Origin of the sequence: Actinacidiphila paucisporea (assembly GCF_900142575.1) — a bacterium.
Taxonomy (GTDB): Bacteria; Actinomycetota; Actinomycetes; order Streptomycetales; family Streptomycetaceae; genus Actinacidiphila; species Actinacidiphila paucisporea.
The window spans coordinates 295,220-315,287 of record NZ_FRBI01000004.1 but is presented as its reverse complement, the minus strand read 5'-3'; the positions used below and the strand labels follow the sequence as shown (position 1 = coordinate 315,287).

Genomic DNA, 20,068 nt, shown 5'->3' with positions numbered 1-20,068 from the left:
TCCTGGTGCGGAGCCGGGCCGGCCCGCGTCGCGGTCGGGCCGCCGTGACCCGGGGTCAGCCGAGCCAGCCGGGGCGTACGAGACCGGACTCGTAGGCCAATACGACCAGTTGGGCCCGGTCGCGGGCCCCGAGCTTGACCATCGCCCGGCTGACGTGCGTCTTCGCGGTGAGCGGGCTGACCACCAGGCGGCGGGCGATCTCCTCGTTGGACAGGCCGAGGCCGACCAGCGCCATCACCTCGCGTTCGCGGTCGGTGAGCTGGTCGAGGAGGGTCACCGCGGCCGGCTCCTTGGAGCGGGCCGCGAATTCCGCGATCAGCCGGCGGGTGACGCCGGGCGAGAGCAGCGCGTCGCCGCCCACGACCGCACGGACCGCTCGCAGCAGCTCGGCCGGCTCCGTGTCCTTGACCAGGAAGCCGGAGGCGCCGGCGCGGATCGCCTCGAAGACGTACTCGTCCAGCTCGAAGGTGGTCAGCACGACCACCTTCACCGCTTCGAGCGCGGCGTCCCCGGTGATGTGCCGGGTGGCGGCGAGCCCGTCCATCACCGGCATGCGGATGTCCATCAGCACCGCGTCCGGCCGCACCTCCCGGACGGTCCGCAGCGCCTGCTGCCCGTCGGCCGCCTCCCCGACGACCTCGATGTCGCTCTGCGCGTCGAGCAACGCCCGGAAACCGGCCCGCACCAGCGCCTGGTCGTCGGCCAGCACGACCCGAATCATGGACGACGCTCCTCGCCGGCGGCCCGTCCTGCCGCACGGCCGGTGGTGCCGGGAGCCGGGCGGCTGCCCGGGACGGGGTCGCGGTGCGGGCGGTCGCGGCGGGCGGGGTCGCGGTGTGCGGGGTCGGCGGCTCGGGCGTGGGCGGCCGGGTCGGCCGGGCCCGCGGGTCGGGCCGGGGCGGGCGGTCCGAGGGGTCCGGCCGGGGCGGCCGCCGCGGCGGCGTCTGACCGGTGGGGCCGCTCGGAGGCGGCCTGCGGTCGGTCCGTGCCGGCCGGCGAGTCAGCTCCCGATGCCGGTACGGCCGGTGTCGAGCCCGCCCGCGGGTCAGTGCCGTGCGCGGGTCCGGCAGGTGCGGAGTCACCGCCAGAGGCCGGCCCAGCGGGTGCGGAGCCCGTCCGCGAGTCAGTACCCGGCACGGGTCCGGCAGGTGCCGAGCCGGGGGACGGCGACGCCGGCGTCGTCGGGGGCTCGGGGGCGGTGAGGGGCAGTCGGGCCAGGACGCGGAAGCCTCCGTCGGGGCGGATCCCGGTCTCGACCGTGCCGCCCAGCGCGGCAGCGCGTTCGCGCATGCCGACCAGGCCGTTGCCGCCGCCCTCGCCGCCGGCCGCCGCCGGCCCCTGGTCGTCCACCCGCACCTGCACGGAGCCGGGTTCGTAGCCGAGACGGATCCGTGCGGTGCGGGATCCGGAGTGGCGCACGATATTGGTCAGCGCCTCCTGGATGATGCGGAAGGCCGCCAGGTCGGCGCCCGCGGGAAGCGGCACCGCATCGCCCTCGACGGTCACCTCGGCGTGCAGCCCCGCGGCCGTGGCCTGCTCCAGCAGTTCGGGGAGCCGGTCGAGGCCGGGCGCGGGGGCGCGCGGCGCCTCGCCGGGCGCCCGCAGCGTACTGAGCACCTGCCGCACCTCCCCCAGCGCCTCCTTGCTCGCCGCCTTGATCGTGGTGAGCGCGGTGCGGGCCTGCTCAGGGCGCTCGTCCATCAGCGCGAGGGCGACGCCGGCCTGCACGTTGATCAACGAGATGCTGTGCGCCAGCACATCGTGCAGCTCCCGGGCGATCCGCATCCGCTCCTCGTCGACCTGGCGCTGCTCCGCCGCGGCCCGCTCCCGCCGCTCCTTGGCGATCTGGTCGCGCCGCACCCGGAAGAGCTCCGCCCCGGCCAGCACCGCGAGCAGCCAGGCCGCCGCCCCGGACAGCTCCTGCCAGGACGTGCGGCCGTCGCCGGACGGCGGCAGCCGGCGGTAGAGCCACTCGCCGACCAGCGCGTGGCCGGCGAAGGCGGCGCCGGCCACGATGAGCACGGCCCTGCGGTGCCCGGCGGCGACCGCGCCGAAGAAGGCCACCACCAGGCTGGCGAAGACCGGCCCGTAGGGATATCCGAGGACGGTGTAGAGCAGCGTCACCACGGCGGTGCCCGCGGCCACCGCGACGGGCATGCGGCGACGCAGCAGCAGAAGCGCGGGGCCCGCGAGCAGCAGCAGGTAGCCGACCCAGTCCAGGTCGACGCGTACGGTCTGGTGCCGCCCCGCCACGCTGGAGCCGACCACCTGGACGAAGGCCAGCACCACCGCGGGCACCCACAGCGAGAACCCGCCGCGATGGCCCCGGCCTGCGGAAAGGCGCCCGCGCCGCGGCGGCCCCGGCTGCGCCTCGTAGCTCATGCGTCCTCGTACGTCATGCGTCCACGCTAGACCGCGCCCCGCGGCCCCCGCGTCCGCCGCCGGGGGGCACCGCGGCTACTTCTCCCGGAGTATGCCGTCGGCGCCGGATGCGCCCTCCGAGTCGCCCGCGGCTGTCGCACCGTCCTGGGCGGCGCCGTCGGTCCGCAGCCCCACCTGCGCGGCCAGCGCGACCGCGGCCTGCTCGAAGAACTCGCCCCGGGCCTCCACGACCTGGTTGAACTGGCCGAAGAGCTCGAAGCTCACGATCCCGAAGACCTGGGCCCAGGCGGCGACGAGCGCGGCGATCACCCGGATCGGCAGCTCGGGCGCCAGCTCGGCGGCCAGCCGGCCGGCGTCCGCGCGCACCGGACCGGCCAGCGGGCGGCCGGCCGGCTCGCCGAGCAGGCCGGCGGTGTGGGCGTCGCGGACCACCGACACCAGCGCGAGAGGGACCCGGGACGCGGGCACGACGGTGTCCTGGGGCGCCGCGTAACCCGGCACGGGCGAGCCGTAGATCAGGGCGTATTCGTAAGGATGGGCGATCGCCCAGTCGCGGACCGCTCGGCACACCGCGACCCACCGGTCGACCGGTTCCGCGGCCGGCCGGCTGCCGTCGACCGCGGCCAGCGCCTCCTCGACGGCGGCGCCGACCGCGTCGTACGCATCGATGATGAGGGCGGTGAGCAGGTCGTCGCGACTGGGGTAGTAGCGGTAGAGAGCGGAGGACGCCATGCCCAGCTCGCGGGCGACCGCCCGCAGCGACAGCCCGGCGGAGCCCTGCGCCGCCAGCTGCCGCGCCGCTTCCTCCTTGATGGCTGCGGTGATCTCCACCCTGGCCCGTTCTCTTGCTCCTCTGATCGCACTCATGGAATCCAGTGTGCCATCCCCGAGAGCGATGACCAAGAACGAGAGCCCTGAAAAAATTGGAGAGCGGTGCTCTTGCTTTCGAGCGACCGGCTCAGGCACACTGTTCTCAAGCGAGAGCACCGCTCACAAAACAGGGAGACGCCATCATGTCCGAGCAGACCCAGCAGCAGCCCCAGCAGGCTCAGCACGTCAAGAAGCCCGGCTGGCTCACCGTCAACGTCATGAACCGGGCAGTCGCCTTCCTGACCCGCCGCGGCTTCAGCGTCTGGGGTTCGCGGGTGCTCGCGGTCCGCGGCCGCAAGAGCGGGGAGTGGCGGACCACTCCGGTCAACGTGCTCACGCTGGACGGCGAGCGCTATCTGGTGGCCCCGCGCGGCCATGTCCAGTGGACGTACAACATGCGGGCGGCCGGCGGCGGCGAGCTGCACCTCGGCAAGAAGGTCGAGGAGTTCACCGCGGTCGAGATCGCGGACGACGACAAGAGCCCGATATTGCGCGGGTACCTCAAGCGCTGGAAGGCCGAGGTGGGCGTCTTCTTCGCCGGCGTGGGCCCGGATTCCAGCGACGAGGAGCTGCGGGCGATAGCGCCCAAGCACCCGGTCTTCCGGATACGGCGGGCCGACGAGGCCGAGGGCGCGACCGGGAGCGCGGGCAGGTGACGTCGCCCGAGGCGCCGGACCGTGCGCGCGGCCCCCGGCTGCCGCCGCGGTCCGGCGATCAGGCCCGGTTGTTCACGCTGTCCAGCGCCCGGCGGGCCATCGGGTGGGTGCGGACGAGTTCGGCGAGCGAGCGCTTGCCGCGGGTGATGCCGGCGAAGGCCCGCCAGGCCGGCGGGAAAGTGGTGAGCGCCGCGTGCAGCAGCCCGGGGCGCCGCTCGAAGAGGGTGAGCATCCGGCGGCCGACGCCCATCTCGACGCCGAGGCCGGCCTTGACGGCGAAGGCGTAGTTGAGCGCCTGCCGGCGGGCGTCCACTGCGTCGTGCGACTCGGCGATGCGCACCGCCCACTCCCCCGCGAGCCGGCCGGAGCGCAGCGCGTAGGAGATGCCCTCCCGGGTCCAGGGTTCGAGCAGGCCCGCCGCGTCACCGCACACCAGCACCCGGCCGCGGGACAGCGGCGAGTCGTCGGCGCGGCAGCGGGTGAGGTGCCCGCTGGACACGCTGGGCTCGAAGCCGGCCAGGCCGAGGCGGGCGATGAAGTCGTCCAGGTAGCGCTTGGTGGCACCACCATCGCCGCGGGCGGAGATGACGCCCACGGTGAGGGAGTCGCCCTTGGGGAAGACCCAGCCGTAACTGCCGGGCAGCGGGCCCCAGTCGATGAGCACCCGGCCGCTCCAGTCCTCGGCCACGGCGGTCGGCACCGGGATCTCCGCTTCCAGGCCGAGGTCCACCTGGTCGAGCTTGACCCCGACATGGGCTCCTATCCGGCTGGCGCTGCCGTCGGCGCCGACCACGGCGCGGGCGTAGACGATCTCCTCGTCGCGCTTTCCGGCTGCCGCGCCGCTGGCGTTCAGTATCACCGCGACCGTGCGCCGGTCGGGCACACCGGGGCCGTGCTGCTCGACCCGGGAGACGGTCACACCGGTGCGCACCTCGGCACCGGCCTCGCGGGCCGCGTCGACCAGGGCCGCGTCGAACTCGGGGCGGTTGATCAGCCCGAAGAGCATCTGCCGGGAGCGCTTGGTCCTGGACAGCCGGCCGTTGAGGCTGAAGGTGACCGCGTGCACCCGGTCGCGCAACGGCAGTTCGAAACCGGGCGGCAGCGCGTCCCGCGACGGGCCGATGATGCCGCCGCCGCAGGTCTTGTACCTGGGAAGTTCGGCCTTTTCCAGGAGCAGGACCCGGCGGCCGGTGACAGCTGCCGCATGGGCCGCCGACGCTCCCGCGGGACCCGCGCCGATCACCACGACGTCCCAGACCGTGGGAGTCTCGCCGTCTCCCGCACCGCTGTCCTGCGCCGCCTGCTCACCGCTCACGTCTGATTCCGCTCCGCTCGGCCCGTCCGGCTGTCGTCGCCCCTGCTCAGGGCATCCTATTGCGCCCGTCGGGGTCGGCTCGCTGTGGCACCATCGGCAGCGACCCGTTGTGCGCACCAACGACCACAGCAGTCCCCCGATTCCTGCGAGGAGCAGCCCATGCCGTCCGTCCCGCTGTCCGAGACCGTGGCCTCACTCATGCCCCGTGCACGCACCGAGCTGGCAGAGCTGGTCTCGTACGCGTCGGTCGCCGACGAGCGGCAGTTCCCGCGCAGCGAGAGCGAGAAGGCGGCGGGCTGGGTGGCGGACGCCCTGCGCGGCGAGGGCTTCCAGGACGTGGCCCTGCTCGACACACCGGACGGCACCCAATCGGTCTACGGTCTGCTGCCGGGGCCGGTGGGCGCGCCGACGGTGCTGCTGTACGCGCACTACGACGTGCAGCCGCCGTTGGACGAGTCGGCGTGGCTGTCGCCGCCGTTCGAGCTGACCGAGCGCGACGGGCGGTGGTACGGCCGGGGCGCCGCGGACTGCAAGGGCGGGGTCCTGATGCACCTGACGGCGCTGCGGGCGCTGAAGGAGCACGGCGGGGTGCCGGTGACCGTCAAGGTGATCGTGGAGGGTTCCGAGGAACAGGGCACCGGCGGGCTCGAGCGCTATGCCGAGGCGCACCCGGATCTGCTCACCGCCGACGCGATCGTGATCGGCGACGCGGGGAATTTCCGGGTGGGCCTGCCGACCGTGACCTCGACGCTGCGCGGGATGGTGCAACTGGTGGTGCGGGTCGCCACGCTTGAGGGCAATCTGCACTCGGGCCAGTTCGGCGGGGCCGCGCCCGACGCGCTGGCGGCGCTGATCAGGATGCTCGACTCGTTGCGGGACGCCTCGGGGGCGACCACCGTCGACGGCCTCGACGGCTCGGGCACCTGGACGGGACTGGACTATCCGGAGGAGGACTTCCGCCGGGACGCCAAGGTGCTCGACGGGGTGGAGCTGATCGGCACCGGCAGCGTCGCCGACCGTATCTGGGCCCGCCCCTCGGTGACGGTGCTGGGCATCGACGCTCCGCCGGTCATCGGCGCCACGCCGTCGGTGCACGCCACGGCCGGGGCCCTGGTGAGCGTCAGGGTGCCGCCCGGTGTGACGGCGGAGCAGGCCGCGGAGGCCCTGACGGCCCATCTGCGGTCGGCGGCGCCCTGGGGTGCCCGGGTCGAGGTGACCCAGCGCGGCAGCGGCCAGCCCTTCCACGCCGACACCTCGAGCCCCGCCTACTCCGCGATGGCCGAGGCGATGCGGGAGGCGTACGGGCAGGAGTTGGCGATCGCCGGCCAGGGCGGGTCGATCCCGCTGTGCAACACGCTGGGGACGCTGTATCCCGAGGCGGAGATCCTGCTGATCGGGCTGAGCGAGCCGGAGGCGCAGATCCATGCGGTCAACGAGAGCGTGTCGCCGGAGGAGTTGGAGCGGCTCTCGCTGGCTGAGGCGGTCTTCCTGCAGCGGTACGCGGCGTCCAAGGCGCCCGTGTCGGCCGGCTGAGCCGCCGCCGGGCCGCGGGTGCCGCGATCCCGCCCCGCGGCCTGCGGGGCGGGTCCGGCGGCGGGTCATTCGGCGGGGTGGCCGGCTTCCAGGTTGAGGGGACGGCCCTGTTCGCGGGCGCGCAGTGCCCAGCGCAGCCGGTCGAGCCGGACCGATGGCAGCAGGTCGGCGGCCTCTTCCTCGGTGACGAAGCGCCAGCCGCGCAGTTCGGTGGGCGGCAGGAGCAGCCGGTCGATGTCGGCGGTCGGCACCCGGCCGCCGTCGAAGAGCAGCCGCAGTCCGCCGTGGCCCGGCGGGTGCGGCGGTTCCCAGTCGACCACCAGCAGTTCGAGGCCGCCGGTCAGTTCGATACCCAGTTCCTCGGCGACCTCGCGGTGCCCGGCCTGTGCCGGTGACTCGCCGCGCTCGACGACGCCGCCGGGGAATTCCCAGCCGGGTTTGTAGGTGGGGTCGACCAGCAGGACGCGGTCGGCGTCGTCGAAGAGCAGCACCCCGGCGGCCACCGTCTCGGCGCGCGGCTCCGGTGTCTGTACGATGCCGCAGGCCCCGGCGCCCTGGCTGACGGCTTCGGTGAGCCGCAGCGCCGTCTCCCGCGGTGTCAGCCCGGCCGTAGGCAGCACGTGGGCGTCCAGCGTCAGCCAGGGCAGCGCGTCGAGGTAGTCGGGGACGCGCTCCAGCGCCCAGCGGCGGGCGGCGTCACCGACCGGTGAGTGGTCGGGGTGTTCGGTCCAGTCGGCGATACGGGCTCGCAGGATCGTTTCTCCCGGGTCGAGCAGCAGATGCCGGACCTCGATCCCACGGGAGGCGAACCCGCCGAATATCTCGTCGCGGTGCTCCTGCCGCAGCAGCGTCATCGGGACCACGAGGACCCCGCCGACCTCGGCCAGCAGCGCGGCGGCGCTCTCGATCACCAGCCGCCGCCAGATGGGGAGTTCCTGGTAGTCGGTGACCTCCTGGAGCCGCTTCTCCGGCAGCAGTTGCCGCAGGCAGCTCCCCAGCACGCCGGGGTCGTACAGGGTGCTTTCCGGTACGAGGTCGAGCAGCTCCCGTGCGGCAGTGCTCTTGCCCGCGCCGAACGCCCCGTTCACCCAGATGATCACGGTGCCCCCTTCTCCGTAGACCCCTACGAATTGCCCGGATCCTCGCCCCCGGCAAACGCGCCGGCCCCGGCGGCGCCGCGCACCGGCCGCAGCAGGCGGGACGGGGTGACGAGCGCGGCGGCGACCGGGTCGGCGCGGCGCAGGGGGTCCGGGCCGGCCACGGAGCGCGTCTCGACGTCGGCGGGAGCCACCTGCGGCACCCCGCAGGCCGGGCAGCCGCCGGTCATGTCGAGCCGGCTCCCGCAGTCGGCGTGGTGGAAGGTCCTGGTCGGCTCGCCCTCCGAGGCGTACCGGCCGCCCCAGCGCATCAGCGCGTGCAGCGGCGGCCACAGGTCGAGTCCGGCGTCGGTGAGGACGTAGTCGTAGCGCGGCGGCGACTGCTGGTAGGCCTCCTTGCGCAGCACCCCCGCCGCGGTGAGAGAGGCCAGTCGCGCGGTGAGCACGGCCCGCGGGATGTCCAGGTGGACGAGGAAGTCATTGAACCTGCGCACGCCGTAGAAGGCGTCCCGCACGATCAGCAGGCTCCACCGCTCCCCAACCACCTCCAAGGCGCGGGCGAGCGTGCAGTCCTGCTGCGCGTAATCCGTGCCGAGTGCCATAGGGCTCAGCCTATCGGCAGGTTTATTGAACAGACTTAGCTCGGCTTCGGCCAACGAGGTGAGCCCGACGAACCGGACTCACCGCCCCCGGCTACGTCCCGGCCGTACGCAGCGGGACGGGTTCGGGCGCCGGCTGCACCGCCCGTTCCGCCGGTTCCGCCCGCTCCGCCGGTTCCGCCGGTTCCGCCCGTTCCGCCCCCGGGCGTCGCACTGACCGCCTCCGTCGTGGCCGCCACCCACGGCCGCTTCCCTGCCGCCGCGCCCGCACGCCGGCCGCGGCGGCGCGGCAATAGGTCCACGCGGTGCATTTGAGGACGCGCGGCTGAGCGGACCGGCAGGAACGGCGCAGATGCCGCAGCAGGACGCAGGCCTCGGCCGATCCGCCGCACCACATGGTCCTCCGCCCGTACGACCGACGGGCCGTTCCCCGTCCCCGCGCTCGCCGGCGGCCTCGCACCCCTGAGAGGCAGCCGTCCCGCCGACGACGGTGGCCGCGCGCACGCGGCCGGAGCGATGGGCGGCGCAGTTCCCCGCGCCGTACACGGTCAGCCGGCCACGAAACCCGAGAGCCCGAGGCCCTGCGCCGCCGCGGCGGCCGCGCCCACCAGGCCCGCGTCCGTGCCGAGTTTGGCCGGGACGACCTCCACGCCCGCCGCGAAGGAGAGGGTCGCGTAGCGGGACAGGTGGTCGCGCAGCGGGTCGAAGAGCACCGGGCCCGCGCCCGCGACGCCGCCGCCGATCACGGCGACGTTGATCTCGACAAGCGTGGCGGTCGCGGCGATGCCGGCGGCGAGTGCCTGGGCGGCGCGGTCGAAGGACGCCACCGCGAGCGGGTCGCCGCCCCGCGCGGACTCGGCGACGGCTGCCGCGGTGGGTTCGGTGCCGGCCGGCGGCAGCCAGCCGGACTCCAGCGCGCGGCGGGCGATGTTGGGGCCGCTGGCGATGCGTTCGACGCAGCCGCGCGAGCCGCACGGGCACAGGTCGCCGTCGAGGTCGACGCTGATGTGGCCGATGTGCCCGGCATTGCCGGTGGGGCCGGGCAGCAGGGCGCCGCCGAGCACCAGCCCGCCGCCGACCCCGGTCGAGACCACCATGCACAGCGCGTTGTCGTAGCCGCGGGCGGCGCCCTGCCAGTGCTCGGCCGCGGTCATCGCGACACCGTCGCCGGTGAGCACCACCGGCAGGCCGCCGGCCGCCTCGCCGACCCGCGGGACCAGCGGGAAGTCGCGCCAGCCGGGCACGTTGACCGGGCTGACGGTGCCGTGCAGGGCGTCCACGGGGCCGGCGCTGCCGATGCCCACGGCGACCACCGCGGACCACTGCGGGGCGGCGCGCAGCTCCGCGACGGCCTCGGCGACGGCCCGCATCACCGTCTCGCCGTCCCCGCCGGGGGGTGTCGGCCGCAGGGACCGCACCACGGGGCGGCCCTCGGTGTCGATGAGCGCCCCGGCGATCTTCGTTCCGCCGATGTCCAGTGCGGCCACGAGTGGACCGGTCGCGCCGTGGGGGTGCATCGTTCGGGGGTCTCCTTCGTCGTTGTGTCGCGCGGGTTCCGCGACGGCGGCCCCAGAGGTAGTCTCGCCTGATCGTGACAACGTTGTCCATCTCTTGCCGCAGGGAATACTACGACCGTGACCCATACTCCTGGACGTGTCCCCCGGCCCACCATGAAGGATGTCGCCGCCAGGGCGGGCGTCGGCCTCAAGACGGTGTCCCGGGTGGTGAACGAGGAACCGGGCGTGACGCCCGACACCGTGGCGCGCGTCCAGTCGGCCATCGACGCGCTCGGATTCCGGCGCAACGACAGCGCGCGGCTGCTGCGCACCCGCAGGACCGCGAGCGTCGGGCTGGTGCTCGAGGACCTCGCCGACCCGTTCTACGGCGCCCTCAGCCGCGCCGTGGAGGACGTGGCCCGCGCGCACGGCGCGCTGCTCTTCACCGGTTCGAGCGCCGAGAACCCGCGCCGCGAGCAGGAGCTGGTACTGGCATTCTGCGCCCGCCGGGTCGACGGGCTGGTCGTGGTGCCCGCCGGCGACGACCACCGCTACCTCACCCCGGAGATCGACGCGGGTGTCGCGACGGTGTTCGTGGACCGGCCCGCCGGCCGGATCGACGCGGACGTCGTGCTCACCGACAACGCGGGCGGCACCCGCACCGGTGTGGCGCACCTGATCGCGCACGGCCACCGCAGGATCGGCTTCATCGGCGACCAGCCCGGCATCCACACCGCCACGGAGCGGCTGCGCGGCTACCGCGAGGCGATGGCCGACGCGGGGCTGCCGGTGCGCCCTGAGTGGTACGCGATGGGCCCCACCACGCCGGAGCGGGTCAGGGCGGCGCTGGCCACCATGCTCGCCGGGCCCGAACCGGTCACCGCCCTCTTCGCGGGGAACAACCGGGTCACGGTCACGGCCGTACGCGTCCTGTCCGGCCGCCCGCGGCCGGTCGCGCTCGTCGGCTTCGACGACTTCGAACTGGCCGACCTGCTCGACCCGCCGGTCACCGTCGTGGCACAGGACGCCCCGGGGCTCGGCCGCAGCGCCGCGCAGCTGCTCTTCCGCCGGCTGGACGGCGCCACCTCGGAGGAGGCCAGCCGCATCGAGCTGCCGGCGCGGCTGATCCCGCGCGGCTCGGGCGAGATCCCGCCGGCCTCCTGACGACGGAGGGCGACCTCTCAGCGGCCGGCCAGCGCGTCCAGTTCGGCGCGGGTCAGTCCGGTGCGTTCCGCTACCTCCGCCGGGTCCACGGCTCCGCAGTCCAGGCCCCTGAGCAGATATCCGCTCAGGGCACGGGCCGTGGCCGGCTCGTCGAGCACCGCGCCCGCCGTCCTGGCCACGTAGCCGGCCAGCCGGGCGGACGCGGTGTCCAGGCCCTCCCGGCAGAAGGCGTAGACGGCCGCGTAACGGGTCGGGAGCTGCGCCGGGTGCATGTCCCAGCCCTGGTAGTAGGCACGCGCCAGCGAGCGGCGTACGAGTCCGTAGTGCAGGCGCCAGGCGTCGTGCACGGCCTGCGCCGGGCCGACCGGCAGCACATTGGTGGAGCCGTCGCAGAGCCGTACCCCGGTGCCCGCGGCGGCGACCTGCATCACGGCCTTGGCGTGGTCGGCGGCCGGGTGGTCGGGGGCCTGGTGGGCCGCGCTGACCCCGCAGGCGGCGCTGTAGTCGAAGGTGCCGTAGTGCAGGGAGGTGGCGCGGCCCGCCGCCGCGTCGATGAGCCGGGGCACGGTGGCGGCGCCGTCGGGGCCGAGGATCGCCTGGGTGGTCTCGATCTGGATCTCGAACCCGATGCGGCCGTCGGGCAGTCCCGCGGCCTGTTCGAACTGCCCGCACAGCGCGGCCATGGCGGCCACCTGGGCGGGGAAGGTCACCTTCGGCAGGGTGAGCGCCAGCCCGTCCGGCAGCCCGCCGCCGTCGAGCAGCGCGGTCAGGAAGAGGTCGAGGGTGCGGATGCCGCGGTCGCGGACGGCCGCCTCCATGCACTTCATGCGGATGCCGATCCAGGGCGGCGCGCCGCCCTCCGCGGTCAGCGCGGTGACGGTGTGCGCGGCGGCCACCGCGGCGGCGTCCTCCTCGGCGTCGGGCCTGGCGCCATAGCCGTCCTCGAAGTCGATCCGCAGGTCCTCCACCGGTTCGCGCCGCAACTTGTCCCGCACCCGGTCGTGGACCTCGGCGGCGAGCGCGCCGGGCAGGCCGAGTACGGAGGCGAGCGCCGCGGCGTCCGGGGCGTGCTCGTCGAGCGCGGCGAGTGCCCGGTCGCCCCACTCCCGTGCCGTCCCGGCGGTGAAGGCGTCGGCGGGCACGTAGACGGTGTGCACCGGCTGCCGGGTGCCGGGGTCGCCGGGGTAGCGGCGGGCCAGTTCGGCGTCCGTGGCGGCCAGTGACGCGCCGATTCCGGCGACGTAGGCGTCCGCAAGTGTCGTTCCGGCCGGCTGCGGCATGGGCCACCCTCCCGAATTTCAACAAATCGTTGAAGGGACGCTAGCCCGGGGCCTTCCGCCGGGTCAACACCCTCAAGGGGCGCACGGCGCGGCCCCCGTACGCGGTGCGTACGGGGGCCGGCCGATGGTGGTGCGGGGCGCAGATCAGCCCTTGCGGGCCTTGATCTCCTCGGTGAGCTGGGGGACGACCTGGAAGAGGTCGCCGACCACGCCGTAGTCGACCAGGTCGAAGATCGGCGCTTCGGCGTCCTTGTTGACCGCCACGATGGTCTTGGAGGTCTGCATGCCGGCCCGGTGCTGGATGGCCCCGGAGATGCCGTTGGCGATGTAGAGCTGCGGCGAGACCGACTTGCCGGTCTGGCCGACCTGGTTCGTGTGCGGGTACCAGCCGGCGTCCACCGCGGCGCGGGAGGCGCCGACAGCCGCGCCGAGGGAGTCGGCGAGCTCCTCGATGACCGAGAAGTTCTCGGCGCCGTTGACGCCGCGGCCGCCGGAGACCACGATCGCGGCCTCGGTCAGCTCGGGGCGGCCGGTCGACTGGCGCGGGGTGCGCGAGACGACCTTGGTGCCGGTGGCCAGCTCGCCGAAGGTGACCGCGAGCGGCTCGACCGTGCCGGCCGCCGCGGCCGGCTCCACCGGCGCCGAGTTCGGCTTGACGGTGATCACCGGCACGCCGTGGCTGACCCGGGACTTGGTGGTGAAGGCGGCCGCGAAGACGGACTGGGTCGCGACGGGGCCGTCGTCGCCGGCCACCAGGTCGGTGGCGTCGGTGATGATGCCGGAGCCGAGCCGCAGCGCGAGGCGGGCCGCGACCTCCTTGCCCTCGGCGGAGGACGCCACCAGGACGGCGACGGGCGAGGTGGCGGCGGCCGCGGCCTGCAGCGCGTCCACCTTGGGCACCACCAGGTAGTCGGTGAATTCGGGCGCGTCGGCGGTGAGCACCCTGACAGCGCCGTGCTCGGCCAGGACCGGGGCGGCCGTCTCGGCGCCCGGGCCGAGGTGGACGGCGACCGGGTCGCCGATCCGGCGGGCCAGGGTGAGCAGTTCGAGGGTCGGCTTGCGGACGGCACCGTCCACGTGGTCGACGAGGACGAGGACTTCAGCCATGGGAATCGTTCTCCTGCGGAAAGTGAGGGGCGGGGGCGGGCCTGCGGCGGCTGCCCGGCCCGGGCGCGCGGCGCCGGTCCGGGCCGTTCATCAGATGAACTTCTGCTCCGCGAGGTAGGCGGCGAGCTGCTTGCCGCCCTCGCCCTCGTCCTTGACGATCGTGCCCGCGGTACGCGGCGGGCGGGCGGTGGCGTCCTGCACGGCGGTCCACGCGCCGCCGAGGCCCACCTCGGCGGCGTCGATGCCGAGGTCGGACAGGTCGAGGGACTCCACCGGCTTCTTCTTGGCGGCCATGATGCCCTTGAAGGACGGGTAGCGCGCCTCGCCCGACTGGTCGGTGACCGACACCAGCGCGGGCAGCGACGCCTCGAGCTGCTCGCTGGCCGCGTCGCCGTCGCGGCGTCCGGTCACCTTGCCGTCGGCCACCGCGACCTCGGACAGCAGGGTGACCTGCGGGATGCCGAGCCGCTCCGCGAGCAGCGCGGGCACCACGCCGGCCGTGCCGTCAGTCGAGGCCATGCCGGTGACGACCAGGTCGTAGCCGGCGTGCTCCACGGCCTTGGCGAGCACCAGCGACGTACCGATGACGTCGGTGCCGTGCAGCGCGTCGTCCTCGACATGGATCGCCTTGTGCGCGCCCATGGACAGCGCCTTGCGCAGCGCGTCCTTGGCGTCCTCGGGACCGACCGTCAGCACGGTGATCTCCGCGTCGCCGGAGGCCTCGGCGATCTGCAGCGCCTGCTCGACGGCGTATTCGTCCAGCTCCGACAGCAGGCCGTCGACCGCGTCGCGGTCGGTGGTCAGGTCATCGGCGAAGTGACGGTCGCCGGTGGCGTCGGGCACGTACTTCACAGCGACTACGATCCTCAAGCTCACGCCTGCTCTCCTACTGCTTCGTCCTGCACGTCTTCGTCAACTGCCCCGGCAGCGCCCTGGCAAGTGCCCCGGAATTGGCAGCATAGGCGCCTGCGGTCGCGGCTCCCCGCCGGAACGCAGCACGCGTCGCGACGAGTACCCCGGTGGATATATTACTCGTCAGTACATCGATCGCGGCGCCGCTTGGCAAGCTTCCTCCACTGTGACCTGCCCTACGCCGCCGGGCCTGCGCACGCCCGTGCCGTCAGAGCGCGGCGCCCAGCGCGGCGATCACGTCGGCGCGGCGGGGCGCGCCCGAGGCTCGGCGAACCACCGAGCCGTCCGCGTCGAGCACCAGCACGGTGGGCGTTTTGGCTATACGCAGCCGCCGGACGAGGCCGAGCCGCGCCTCGGCGTCGATCTCCACATGGCGCACCCCCTCGACCATGCCGGTGACCTCGGCGAGCACCCGGCGGGTGGCGCGGCAGGGTGCGCAGAAGGCGCTGGAGAACTGCACCAGGGTGGCCCGCTCCCCCAGCGGCCCGCCGAGGTCGGCCGCGGTCAGCCGCTCGCCGTCGTCGGCGCTCATCCGGACCTCCCGATTCCGACTCCGGTGAAACACGTCAGCTTATCCGACGGGGCGGCCCCCGGGGCGTACGCTCGACTGGGCCGGGCGGCCGGCCCACGACGCGGAGCAGGAGCGCGGGTGACATCGCCGTGACGTGAGAAGAATCTCCCCGTGGCGGGACCGCCCGGGGTGACAGCGGACCCGCTGCCAGGGCACCATCGCTCAGCGGCCGGACAACCTACGGGCGCGTAACTTCCGCCGGGAGCGCCGCCCCGGAGAGAGCAGGTGCCCTGACATGGCCGAACTCGTCTACCCGCCGGTGATCGGTTTCGCCCGCACCATGTTCAAGATGCAGGGCCTGCGGTTCGACATCCGGGGCACCGAGAACGTCCCGCGCGAGGGCGGCGCCCTCCTGGTGAGCAATCACATCGGCTACCTCGACTTCGTCTTCTGCGGCCTGACGACCCTGCCGCACAAGCGGCTGGTGCGCTTCATGGCCAAGGAGTCGGTTTTCCGGCACAAGGTGTCGGGACCGCTGATGCGCGCGATGAAGCACATCCCGGTGGACCGCTCCGAGGGCATGCACGCCTACGCGCACGCGCTGGAGGCACTGCGCAGGGGCGAGATCATCGGCGTCTTCCCCGAGGCGACCATCTCGCAGTCCTTCACCCTCAAGTCGTTCAAGTCCGGCGCCGCCCGGCTGGCGATGGAGGCGGGGGTGCCGCTGCTGCCGATGGCGCTGTGGGGCACCCAGCGGCTGTGGACCAAGGGCCGGCCGCGCAGCCTGGGCAGGACCCGCTTCCCGATCTCGCTGCGGATCGGCGAGCCGATGCTGCCGCACGCCGACGAGAAGGCCGGCGCCCTGACCCGGCGGCTGCGGCTGCGCGTGCAGGAACTGCTCGACGACGCGCAGCGTACGTACCCGGGCCGCCCGTCCGGTCCCGACGACCGGTGGTGGCTGCCCTCGCACCTGGGCGGCACCGCCCCGACGCCCGAGGCGGCGGCGGAGCGGGACCGCGAGCAGCAGAAGGCCGGCTAGCGCGCTTCCGGCAGTGCGGTGGGCAGGACGATCCCGGTAGTGCTCCGCGCGGCCCGCAGGCAGGCCACCACGGGCGGTGGCGGGGCCGCGTACACCAGCGGGTAGTCGCGCTCGCCCAGTTCGGGGCGCACCGGGAAGGCCAGCCGCTCGGTCGTCAGGCCGAACCGGGCATCCACGCCCGGCTTGTTTCCCCTGGCGTCCAGCCGGCTCCAGCGCGAGGCCCCCGGCAGCAGCAGGGCTGTCAGGCCGTGCAGCACGGGGTCGGAGCCGTCGTCCTGCGTCAGCCGCTGGTAGCAGAGCCCGGCGGGGATGCCGCGTGCCCGCAGCAGCGCGGCCAGGGCGTGGGACTTGGCGTAGCAGATGCCGTTGCGCTGCTCCAGCACGTCGGACGCCCGCCAGCTGATCCGCGGATCCCCCGAGTCGAAGGAGTGCGGGATCGCGTCCCGGACGTATTCGAAGGCCATCTCCGCATATTCATGCGGATTTGCGGTACCTTCCGCCAGCAGCGCCGCGGTCTCGCGCACCAGCGGGTCATGGTGGTCGATGACGTCGTCGGCTGCGAGGTATGCGGAGAGGTCGGGGTTCTCCGGGATCGGTTCCATGGAACGACCCTAGAGAGCCACCGACCTGTTGATCAATCGAATTACCATACTCCGCATATATATTCAGAAAGCCCTGTACGCGGCGCCCACCCGGGCGTCAGGAGCCGGACGCCATCTCCTCGGCGATCGCCGCGGCGAAGCCGTCCACGTCGTCCTCGGTCGTGTCGAAGGCGCACATCCAGCGGACCTCGCCGGTCGACTCGTCCCAGAAGTAGAAGCGGTAGCGCTTCTGCAGCCGCTCGCTGACCTCGCGCGGCAGCAACGCGAAGACCGCGTTGGACTGCACGGGCCGCAGCACCCGCACACCCTCGATGCCGCGCACCGCCGCGTCGAGCCTGCGGGCCATCGCGTTGGCGTGCTCCGCGCTGCGCAGCCACAGGTCGCCGGCCAGCAGCGCCTCGAACTGCACGGAGACGAAGCGCATCTTCGACGCCAGCTGCATCGACAGCTTGCGCAGATACGGCAGCGCGCGGACCCGCTCCGGGCTGAGCACGACCACGCACTCGCCGAGCAACAGGCCGTTCTTGGTGCCGCCGAAGGACAGGATGTCGACGCCGGCGTCGGTGGTGAAGCGGGCCAGGGGCACCCCGAGACTCGCCGCCGCGTTGGCCAGCCGGGCGCCGTCCAGGTGCACGGCCATGCCCAGCTGGTGGGCGTGGTCGCAGACGGCCCTGATCTCCTCGGGCGTGTAGCAGGTGCCCAGCTCGGTGGTCTGGGTGATCGAGACGACCTGCGGCTGCGCCCGGTGCTCGTCGGTGAAGCCGTACGCCTGCCGGTCGATCAGCTCGGGGGTGAGCTTGCCGTCGGCGGTCGGCACGGTGAGCAGCTTCAGGCCGCCGACCCGCTCGGGCGCCCCGCACTCGTCCACGTTGATGTGCGCGGACTCCGCGCAGATCACCGCGCCCCAGCGCTCGGTCACGGCCTGCAGCGCCGTCACGTTGGCACCGGTGCCGTTGAAGACCGGGAAGACCTCGGCTGTGGGGCCGAAGTGCCGCCGGAAGACCTCCTGCAGATGGGCGGTGTAGGCGTCGTCGCCGTAAGCGACCTGGTGGCCGCCGTTGGCCAGCGCCAGGGCGGCCAGCACCTCGGGGTGGACCCCGGCGTAGTTGTCGCTGGCGAAGCCGCGCGAGGCGGGGTCGTGGCGCCTCACGGCGTCGGTCGGGGAGACGGCCGCGTCCGCGGGGCCGGCGGCGCCCGCCCGGTCGGTCGGCTCGGTCATGGTTGGGGCGTCAGCCACTGGCGGGTCCCGTTCACATCGTCGGCGGTGCGGTCCCACACGCCGGCGATCGCGTCGGCGAGATCGCGCACATCGGTGAAACCGGTGAATTTGGACTGCGGGCGCTGGGCCCGCAGTCCATCGTGCACCAGCGCCTTGATCACCAGGACGGTGGCCGCCGCGGTGGGTCCCGCGGCGCCGCTGAGCTTGTCGAAGGAGTCGCCGAGCGCGAGCGTCCAGGCCTCGGCGGCGGCCTTCGCCGCGGCATAGGCCGCGTTCCCCGCGGTGGGGCGGCTCGCGGCGGACGCGCTGACCAGCACGAAGCGGCCGCCGGCGCTGCGCATCAGGCCGTCGTGGAAGGCGAGCGAGGTGTGCTGCACCGTCTGGATCAGCAGCTTGTGCAGCACGTCCCAGTCGGCGAGCTCGGTCTCGGGGAAGGAGGCGGAGCCGCGCCAGCCGCCGACCAGGTGCACCAGGCCGTCGACCCGGCCGTGGTCCTTCTCGATCCGGCCCGCCCAGTCCTGGGTGGCCTCCAGATCGAGCAGGTCGACGATCTCGCCGGTGATGTCCGCGCCGCCGGCGTCGTAGCGCGCCGCGTCGACCGCCTCGGCCAGGCGCTCGGGGTCGGCGTCCGCGGCGATCACATGGCCGCCCTCACGGGCCAGCCGCTGCAGTACCGCCCGGCCGGCCGGTCCGCCGGCTCCCGCCACCGCGATCACCGCTCCGTCCAGACCGCCGGAATACGTGTCGGTCGTCATGTCCGCCTCCTCGGCCGCACCGGTCACGCGGCGCTCCGTACCGGGCGTTCGCCCGTGATCCCCTTGGTGGAGGCGATCACCTCACGGAGCTTCTTGGCAAGGGCCTCGTAGAACATGCTGAGCGGAAACTCGTCCGGCAGCACGTCGTCGACGAGCTTGCGCGGGGGCAGCGTCAGGTCGAGGGCGTCCGGCCCCTTGGCCCAGACCGAGCCGGGATGCGGCGACAGATAGCTTGCCACCAGGTCGTAGGCGGCGAACCAGTGCACAAGCTTGGGGCGGTCGATACCGTCCCGGTAGAGCGTCTCGATCTCGGCGCAGAGCTGGTTGGTGACCTGCGGTGCGCGCTCCCAGTCGATGTGCAGGGTGTTGTCCGTCCAGCGTACGGCGTCGTGCTTGTGCAGGTACGAGAACAGCAGCTGGCCGCCCAGTCCGTCGTAGTTGCGGACCCGCTCGCCGGTGACCGGGAAGCGGAAGAGCCGGTCGAAGAGGATCGCGTACTGCACGCCGAGCCCCATGGGGTGGCCCTCGGCCTGGAGCTTGACGGCCTCGCGGAAGGTGGTGAGGTCGCAGCGCAGCTCCTCCAGGCCGTACATCCAGAACGGGGCCCGCTGCTTGATCATGAACGGGTCGAACGGCAGGTCGCCGTGGCTGTGGGTGCGGTCGTGGATCATGTCCCAGAGCACGTACGTCTGCTGGGCCAGGTCCTGGTCGGCGACCAGCCGCGCGGCCTCCGGCGGCAGTTCCAGGCCGAGGGTGTCCACGGCGGCGGCGGTCACCGCGCGGAAGCGGGCGGCCTCGCGGTCGCAGAAGATCGCGCCCCAGCTCCAGCGCTCCGGGGGTTTGCGCACGGCGACGGTCTCCGGGAAGAGCACCGCGGAGTTGGTGTCGTAGCCCGGCGTGAAGTCCTCGAAGGTGATCGGTACGAACTGCGGGTTGTCGTACCTGGTGCGCTCCAGCTCGGCGAGCCAGTCCGGCCACGTCACGCGCAGGGCGACGGCTTCCAGATTCCGGTCCGGATTGCCGTTCTGCGTGTACATCGGGAAGACGACGACATGGCGGCGGCCGTCACGTCGGTCGGCGGACGGCTGGAAGGCCAGCAGCGAGTCGAGGAAGTCGGGCACGCCGAAGCCGTCGTCGGCCCAGCGGCGCAGGTCGGCGGCCAGGGCCTGGTGATAGGCGGCGTCGTGCGGCAGCAGCTCGGTCAGCTGCCCGACCGCGTCCGCCACCCGGGCCACCACGCGCTCGGCGTCCTCACGGGAGGGCGCGCCCTCGGCGTCGAAGTCGATCGAGCCGTCCTTGAGCTGCCAGGGCCTGACGGCCTCGACGGCCTGCTTGAGCGCCGCCCACGCGGGGTGACCGACCACATCCTCACCGGATATCCGGTCGGCGCGGGCCGCCGCTGCCGAAAGAACTTCACCCATGACCGCTCCTCTACTGAAAAATCTTCCGTAGCCACACCGTATCTATGAGGTTGTTCCCGCTTCAAGACCGGCCGAAGCGGATCGTCCCGTCGAATAGCCCTTCCGCTGCC

At 73.5% G+C, this 20,068-nt stretch carries 18 protein-coding genes and 1 pseudogene; 4 read left to right on the top strand and 15 right to left on the bottom strand.

Annotation, left to right across the window (positions count from 1 at the left end; translation table 11 throughout):
• Positions 1 to 55 precede the first annotated feature (55 nt).
• The 3 genes and pseudogenes from BUE44_RS09340 to BUE44_RS09330 all read right to left on the bottom strand — a co-directional run bounded on the left by BUE44_RS09340 (position 56) and on the right by BUE44_RS09330 (position 3,249).
• On the bottom strand, positions 56 to 721 hold the full coding sequence (locus tag BUE44_RS09340; protein WP_073496017.1) for a response regulator transcription factor: 666 nt from the start codon (positions 719 to 721) through the stop codon (positions 56 to 58).
• Between the two features lie 467 nt (positions 722 to 1,188).
• A pseudogene (locus BUE44_RS09335) lies at positions 1,189 to 2,382 on the bottom strand (sensor histidine kinase); the annotation flags it as partial.
• Between the two features lie 75 nt (positions 2,383 to 2,457).
• Positions 2,458 to 3,249, bottom strand: coding sequence for a TetR/AcrR family transcriptional regulator (locus BUE44_RS09330; RefSeq protein WP_079189612.1), 792 nt, complete (start codon positions 3,247 to 3,249; stop codon positions 2,458 to 2,460).
• A gap of 146 nt (positions 3,250 to 3,395) precedes the next feature.
• On the opposite strand from BUE44_RS09330, the gene BUE44_RS09325 reads away from it, so the two are divergent.
• Complete coding sequence (locus BUE44_RS09325) at positions 3,396 to 3,908, top strand: nitroreductase family deazaflavin-dependent oxidoreductase (protein WP_073496015.1); 513 nt, start codon at positions 3,396 to 3,398, stop codon at positions 3,906 to 3,908.
• Positions 3,909 to 3,966: 58 nt separating this feature from the next.
• Here the strand turns inward: BUE44_RS09325 and BUE44_RS09320 are convergent, their stop codons facing one another.
• Positions 3,967 to 5,223, bottom strand: a complete 1,257-nt coding sequence (locus BUE44_RS09320; RefSeq protein WP_073496013.1) for a geranylgeranyl reductase family protein — start codon at positions 5,221 to 5,223, stop codon at positions 3,967 to 3,969.
• A gap of 159 nt (positions 5,224 to 5,382) precedes the next feature.
• On the opposite strand from BUE44_RS09320, the gene BUE44_RS09315 reads away from it, so the two are divergent.
• Complete coding sequence (locus tag BUE44_RS09315; RefSeq protein ID WP_073496011.1) at positions 5,383 to 6,756, top strand: dipeptidase; 1,374 nt, start codon at positions 5,383 to 5,385, stop codon at positions 6,754 to 6,756.
• A 65-nt stretch (positions 6,757 to 6,821) separates the two neighbouring features.
• On the opposite strand, the gene BUE44_RS09310 is transcribed toward BUE44_RS09315, so the two are convergent.
• From BUE44_RS09310 to BUE44_RS09300, 3 genes are all read right to left on the bottom strand, one after another.
• The gene (locus BUE44_RS09310; protein WP_073496008.1) at positions 6,822 to 7,856 is read right to left on the bottom strand and encodes an NUDIX hydrolase; all 1,035 of its coding nucleotides are present in this window, start codon (positions 7,854 to 7,856) and stop codon (positions 6,822 to 6,824) included.
• A 23-nt stretch (positions 7,857 to 7,879) separates the two neighbouring features.
• Positions 7,880 to 8,455: a winged helix-turn-helix transcriptional regulator gene (locus tag BUE44_RS09305; RefSeq protein ID WP_073496006.1), complete on the bottom strand. Its 576-nt coding sequence runs from the start codon at positions 8,453 to 8,455 to the stop codon at positions 7,880 to 7,882.
• Between the two features lie 545 nt (positions 8,456 to 9,000).
• Positions 9,001 to 9,969: an ROK family protein gene (locus BUE44_RS09300; RefSeq protein WP_073496003.1), complete on the bottom strand. Its 969-nt coding sequence runs from the start codon at positions 9,967 to 9,969 to the stop codon at positions 9,001 to 9,003.
• A 153-nt stretch (positions 9,970 to 10,122) separates the two neighbouring features.
• Here BUE44_RS09300 and BUE44_RS09295 point away from each other — a divergent pair, with 153 nt between their 5' ends.
• Complete coding sequence (locus tag BUE44_RS09295) at positions 10,123 to 11,112, top strand: LacI family DNA-binding transcriptional regulator (protein ID WP_073496001.1); 990 nt, start codon at positions 10,123 to 10,125, stop codon at positions 11,110 to 11,112.
• Between the two features lie 17 nt (positions 11,113 to 11,129).
• On the opposite strand, the gene BUE44_RS09290 is transcribed toward BUE44_RS09295, so the two are convergent.
• The 4 genes from BUE44_RS09290 to BUE44_RS09275 form a co-directional block, all read right to left on the bottom strand.
• The gene (locus tag BUE44_RS09290; protein ID WP_073495998.1) at positions 11,130 to 12,392 is read right to left on the bottom strand and encodes a DUF6986 family protein; all 1,263 of its coding nucleotides are present in this window, start codon (positions 12,390 to 12,392) and stop codon (positions 11,130 to 11,132) included.
• A gap of 144 nt (positions 12,393 to 12,536) precedes the next feature.
• Positions 12,537 to 13,499, bottom strand: coding sequence for an electron transfer flavoprotein subunit alpha/FixB family protein (locus tag BUE44_RS09285; protein ID WP_073495996.1), 963 nt, complete (start codon positions 13,497 to 13,499; stop codon positions 12,537 to 12,539).
• Between the two features lie 90 nt (positions 13,500 to 13,589).
• Positions 13,590 to 14,375, bottom strand: a complete 786-nt coding sequence (locus BUE44_RS09280; protein WP_073495994.1) for an electron transfer flavoprotein subunit beta/FixA family protein — start codon at positions 14,373 to 14,375, stop codon at positions 13,590 to 13,592.
• Positions 14,376 to 14,619: 244 nt separating this feature from the next.
• The gene (locus BUE44_RS09275) at positions 14,620 to 14,943 is read right to left on the bottom strand and encodes a TlpA family protein disulfide reductase (protein ID WP_079189611.1); all 324 of its coding nucleotides are present in this window, start codon (positions 14,941 to 14,943) and stop codon (positions 14,620 to 14,622) included.
• A gap of 274 nt (positions 14,944 to 15,217) precedes the next feature.
• Here BUE44_RS09275 and BUE44_RS09270 point away from each other — a divergent pair, with 274 nt between their 5' ends.
• On the top strand, positions 15,218 to 15,961 hold the full coding sequence (locus BUE44_RS09270) for a lysophospholipid acyltransferase family protein (RefSeq protein WP_073495990.1): 744 nt from the start codon (positions 15,218 to 15,220) through the stop codon (positions 15,959 to 15,961).
• On the opposite strand, the gene BUE44_RS09265 is transcribed toward BUE44_RS09270, so the two are convergent.
• The 4 genes from BUE44_RS09265 to BUE44_RS09250 all read right to left on the bottom strand — a co-directional run bounded on the left by BUE44_RS09265 (position 15,958) and on the right by BUE44_RS09250 (position 19,958).
• Positions 15,958 to 16,563 carry a transglutaminase-like domain-containing protein gene (locus BUE44_RS09265; protein ID WP_073495988.1) on the bottom strand — a complete coding sequence of 202 codons (606 nt, stop codon included), beginning with the start codon at positions 16,561 to 16,563 and terminating at the stop codon, positions 15,958 to 15,960. The two genes, BUE44_RS09270 and BUE44_RS09265, sit on opposite strands and share 4 nt — an antisense overlap.
• A gap of 97 nt (positions 16,564 to 16,660) precedes the next feature.
• A complete protein-coding gene (locus tag BUE44_RS09260) occupies positions 16,661 to 17,782 on the bottom strand; it encodes a threonine aldolase family protein (RefSeq protein ID WP_073495986.1) in 1,122 nt (373 codons plus the stop codon).
• On the bottom strand, positions 17,779 to 18,537 hold the full coding sequence (locus tag BUE44_RS09255; protein ID WP_073496229.1) for an SDR family oxidoreductase: 759 nt from the start codon (positions 18,535 to 18,537) through the stop codon (positions 17,779 to 17,781). The genes BUE44_RS09260 and BUE44_RS09255 overlap by 4 nt, the downstream gene beginning before the upstream one ends.
• Before the next feature lie 23 nt (positions 18,538 to 18,560).
• Positions 18,561 to 19,958: a DUF6421 family protein gene (locus BUE44_RS09250; protein WP_073495984.1), complete on the bottom strand. Its 1,398-nt coding sequence runs from the start codon at positions 19,956 to 19,958 to the stop codon at positions 18,561 to 18,563.
• Positions 19,959 to 20,068: the final 110 nt, after the last annotated feature.

Coding starts and splice junctions, on each gene's coding strand:
- BUE44_RS09340 (WP_073496017.1), bottom strand. CDS start 721: ATGATTCGGGTCGTGCTGGCCGACGACCAGGCGCTGGTGCGGGCCGGT.
- BUE44_RS09285 (WP_073495996.1), bottom strand. CDS start 13,499: ATGGCTGAAGTCCTCGTCCTCGTCGACCACGTGGACGGTGCCGTCCGC.
- BUE44_RS09300 (WP_073496003.1), bottom strand. CDS start 9,969: ATGCACCCCCACGGCGCGACCGGTCCACTCGTGGCCGCACTGGACATC.
- BUE44_RS09270 (WP_073495990.1), top strand. CDS start 15,218: ATGGCCGAACTCGTCTACCCGCCGGTGATCGGTTTCGCCCGCACCATG.
- BUE44_RS09265 (WP_073495988.1), bottom strand. CDS start 16,563: ATGGAACCGATCCCGGAGAACCCCGACCTCTCCGCATACCTCGCAGCC.
- BUE44_RS09330 (WP_079189612.1), bottom strand. CDS start 3,249: ATGAGTGCGATCAGAGGAGCAAGAGAACGGGCCAGGGTGGAGATCACC.
- BUE44_RS09290 (WP_073495998.1), bottom strand. CDS start 12,392: ATGCCGCAGCCGGCCGGAACGACACTTGCGGACGCCTACGTCGCCGGA.
- BUE44_RS09250 (WP_073495984.1), bottom strand. CDS start 19,958: ATGGGTGAAGTTCTTTCGGCAGCGGCGGCCCGCGCCGACCGGATATCC.
- BUE44_RS09255 (WP_073496229.1), bottom strand. CDS start 18,537: ATGACGACCGACACGTATTCCGGCGGTCTGGACGGAGCGGTGATCGCG.
- BUE44_RS09295 (WP_073496001.1), top strand. CDS start 10,123: ATGAAGGATGTCGCCGCCAGGGCGGGCGTCGGCCTCAAGACGGTGTCC.
- BUE44_RS09315 (WP_073496011.1), top strand. CDS start 5,383: ATGCCGTCCGTCCCGCTGTCCGAGACCGTGGCCTCACTCATGCCCCGT.
- BUE44_RS09275 (WP_079189611.1), bottom strand. CDS start 14,943: ATGAGCGCCGACGACGGCGAGCGGCTGACCGCGGCCGACCTCGGCGGG.
- BUE44_RS09325 (WP_073496015.1), top strand. CDS start 3,396: ATGTCCGAGCAGACCCAGCAGCAGCCCCAGCAGGCTCAGCACGTCAAG.
- BUE44_RS09260 (WP_073495986.1), bottom strand. CDS start 17,782: ATGACCGAGCCGACCGACCGGGCGGGCGCCGCCGGCCCCGCGGACGCG.
- BUE44_RS09305 (WP_073496006.1), bottom strand. CDS start 8,455: ATGGCACTCGGCACGGATTACGCGCAGCAGGACTGCACGCTCGCCCGC.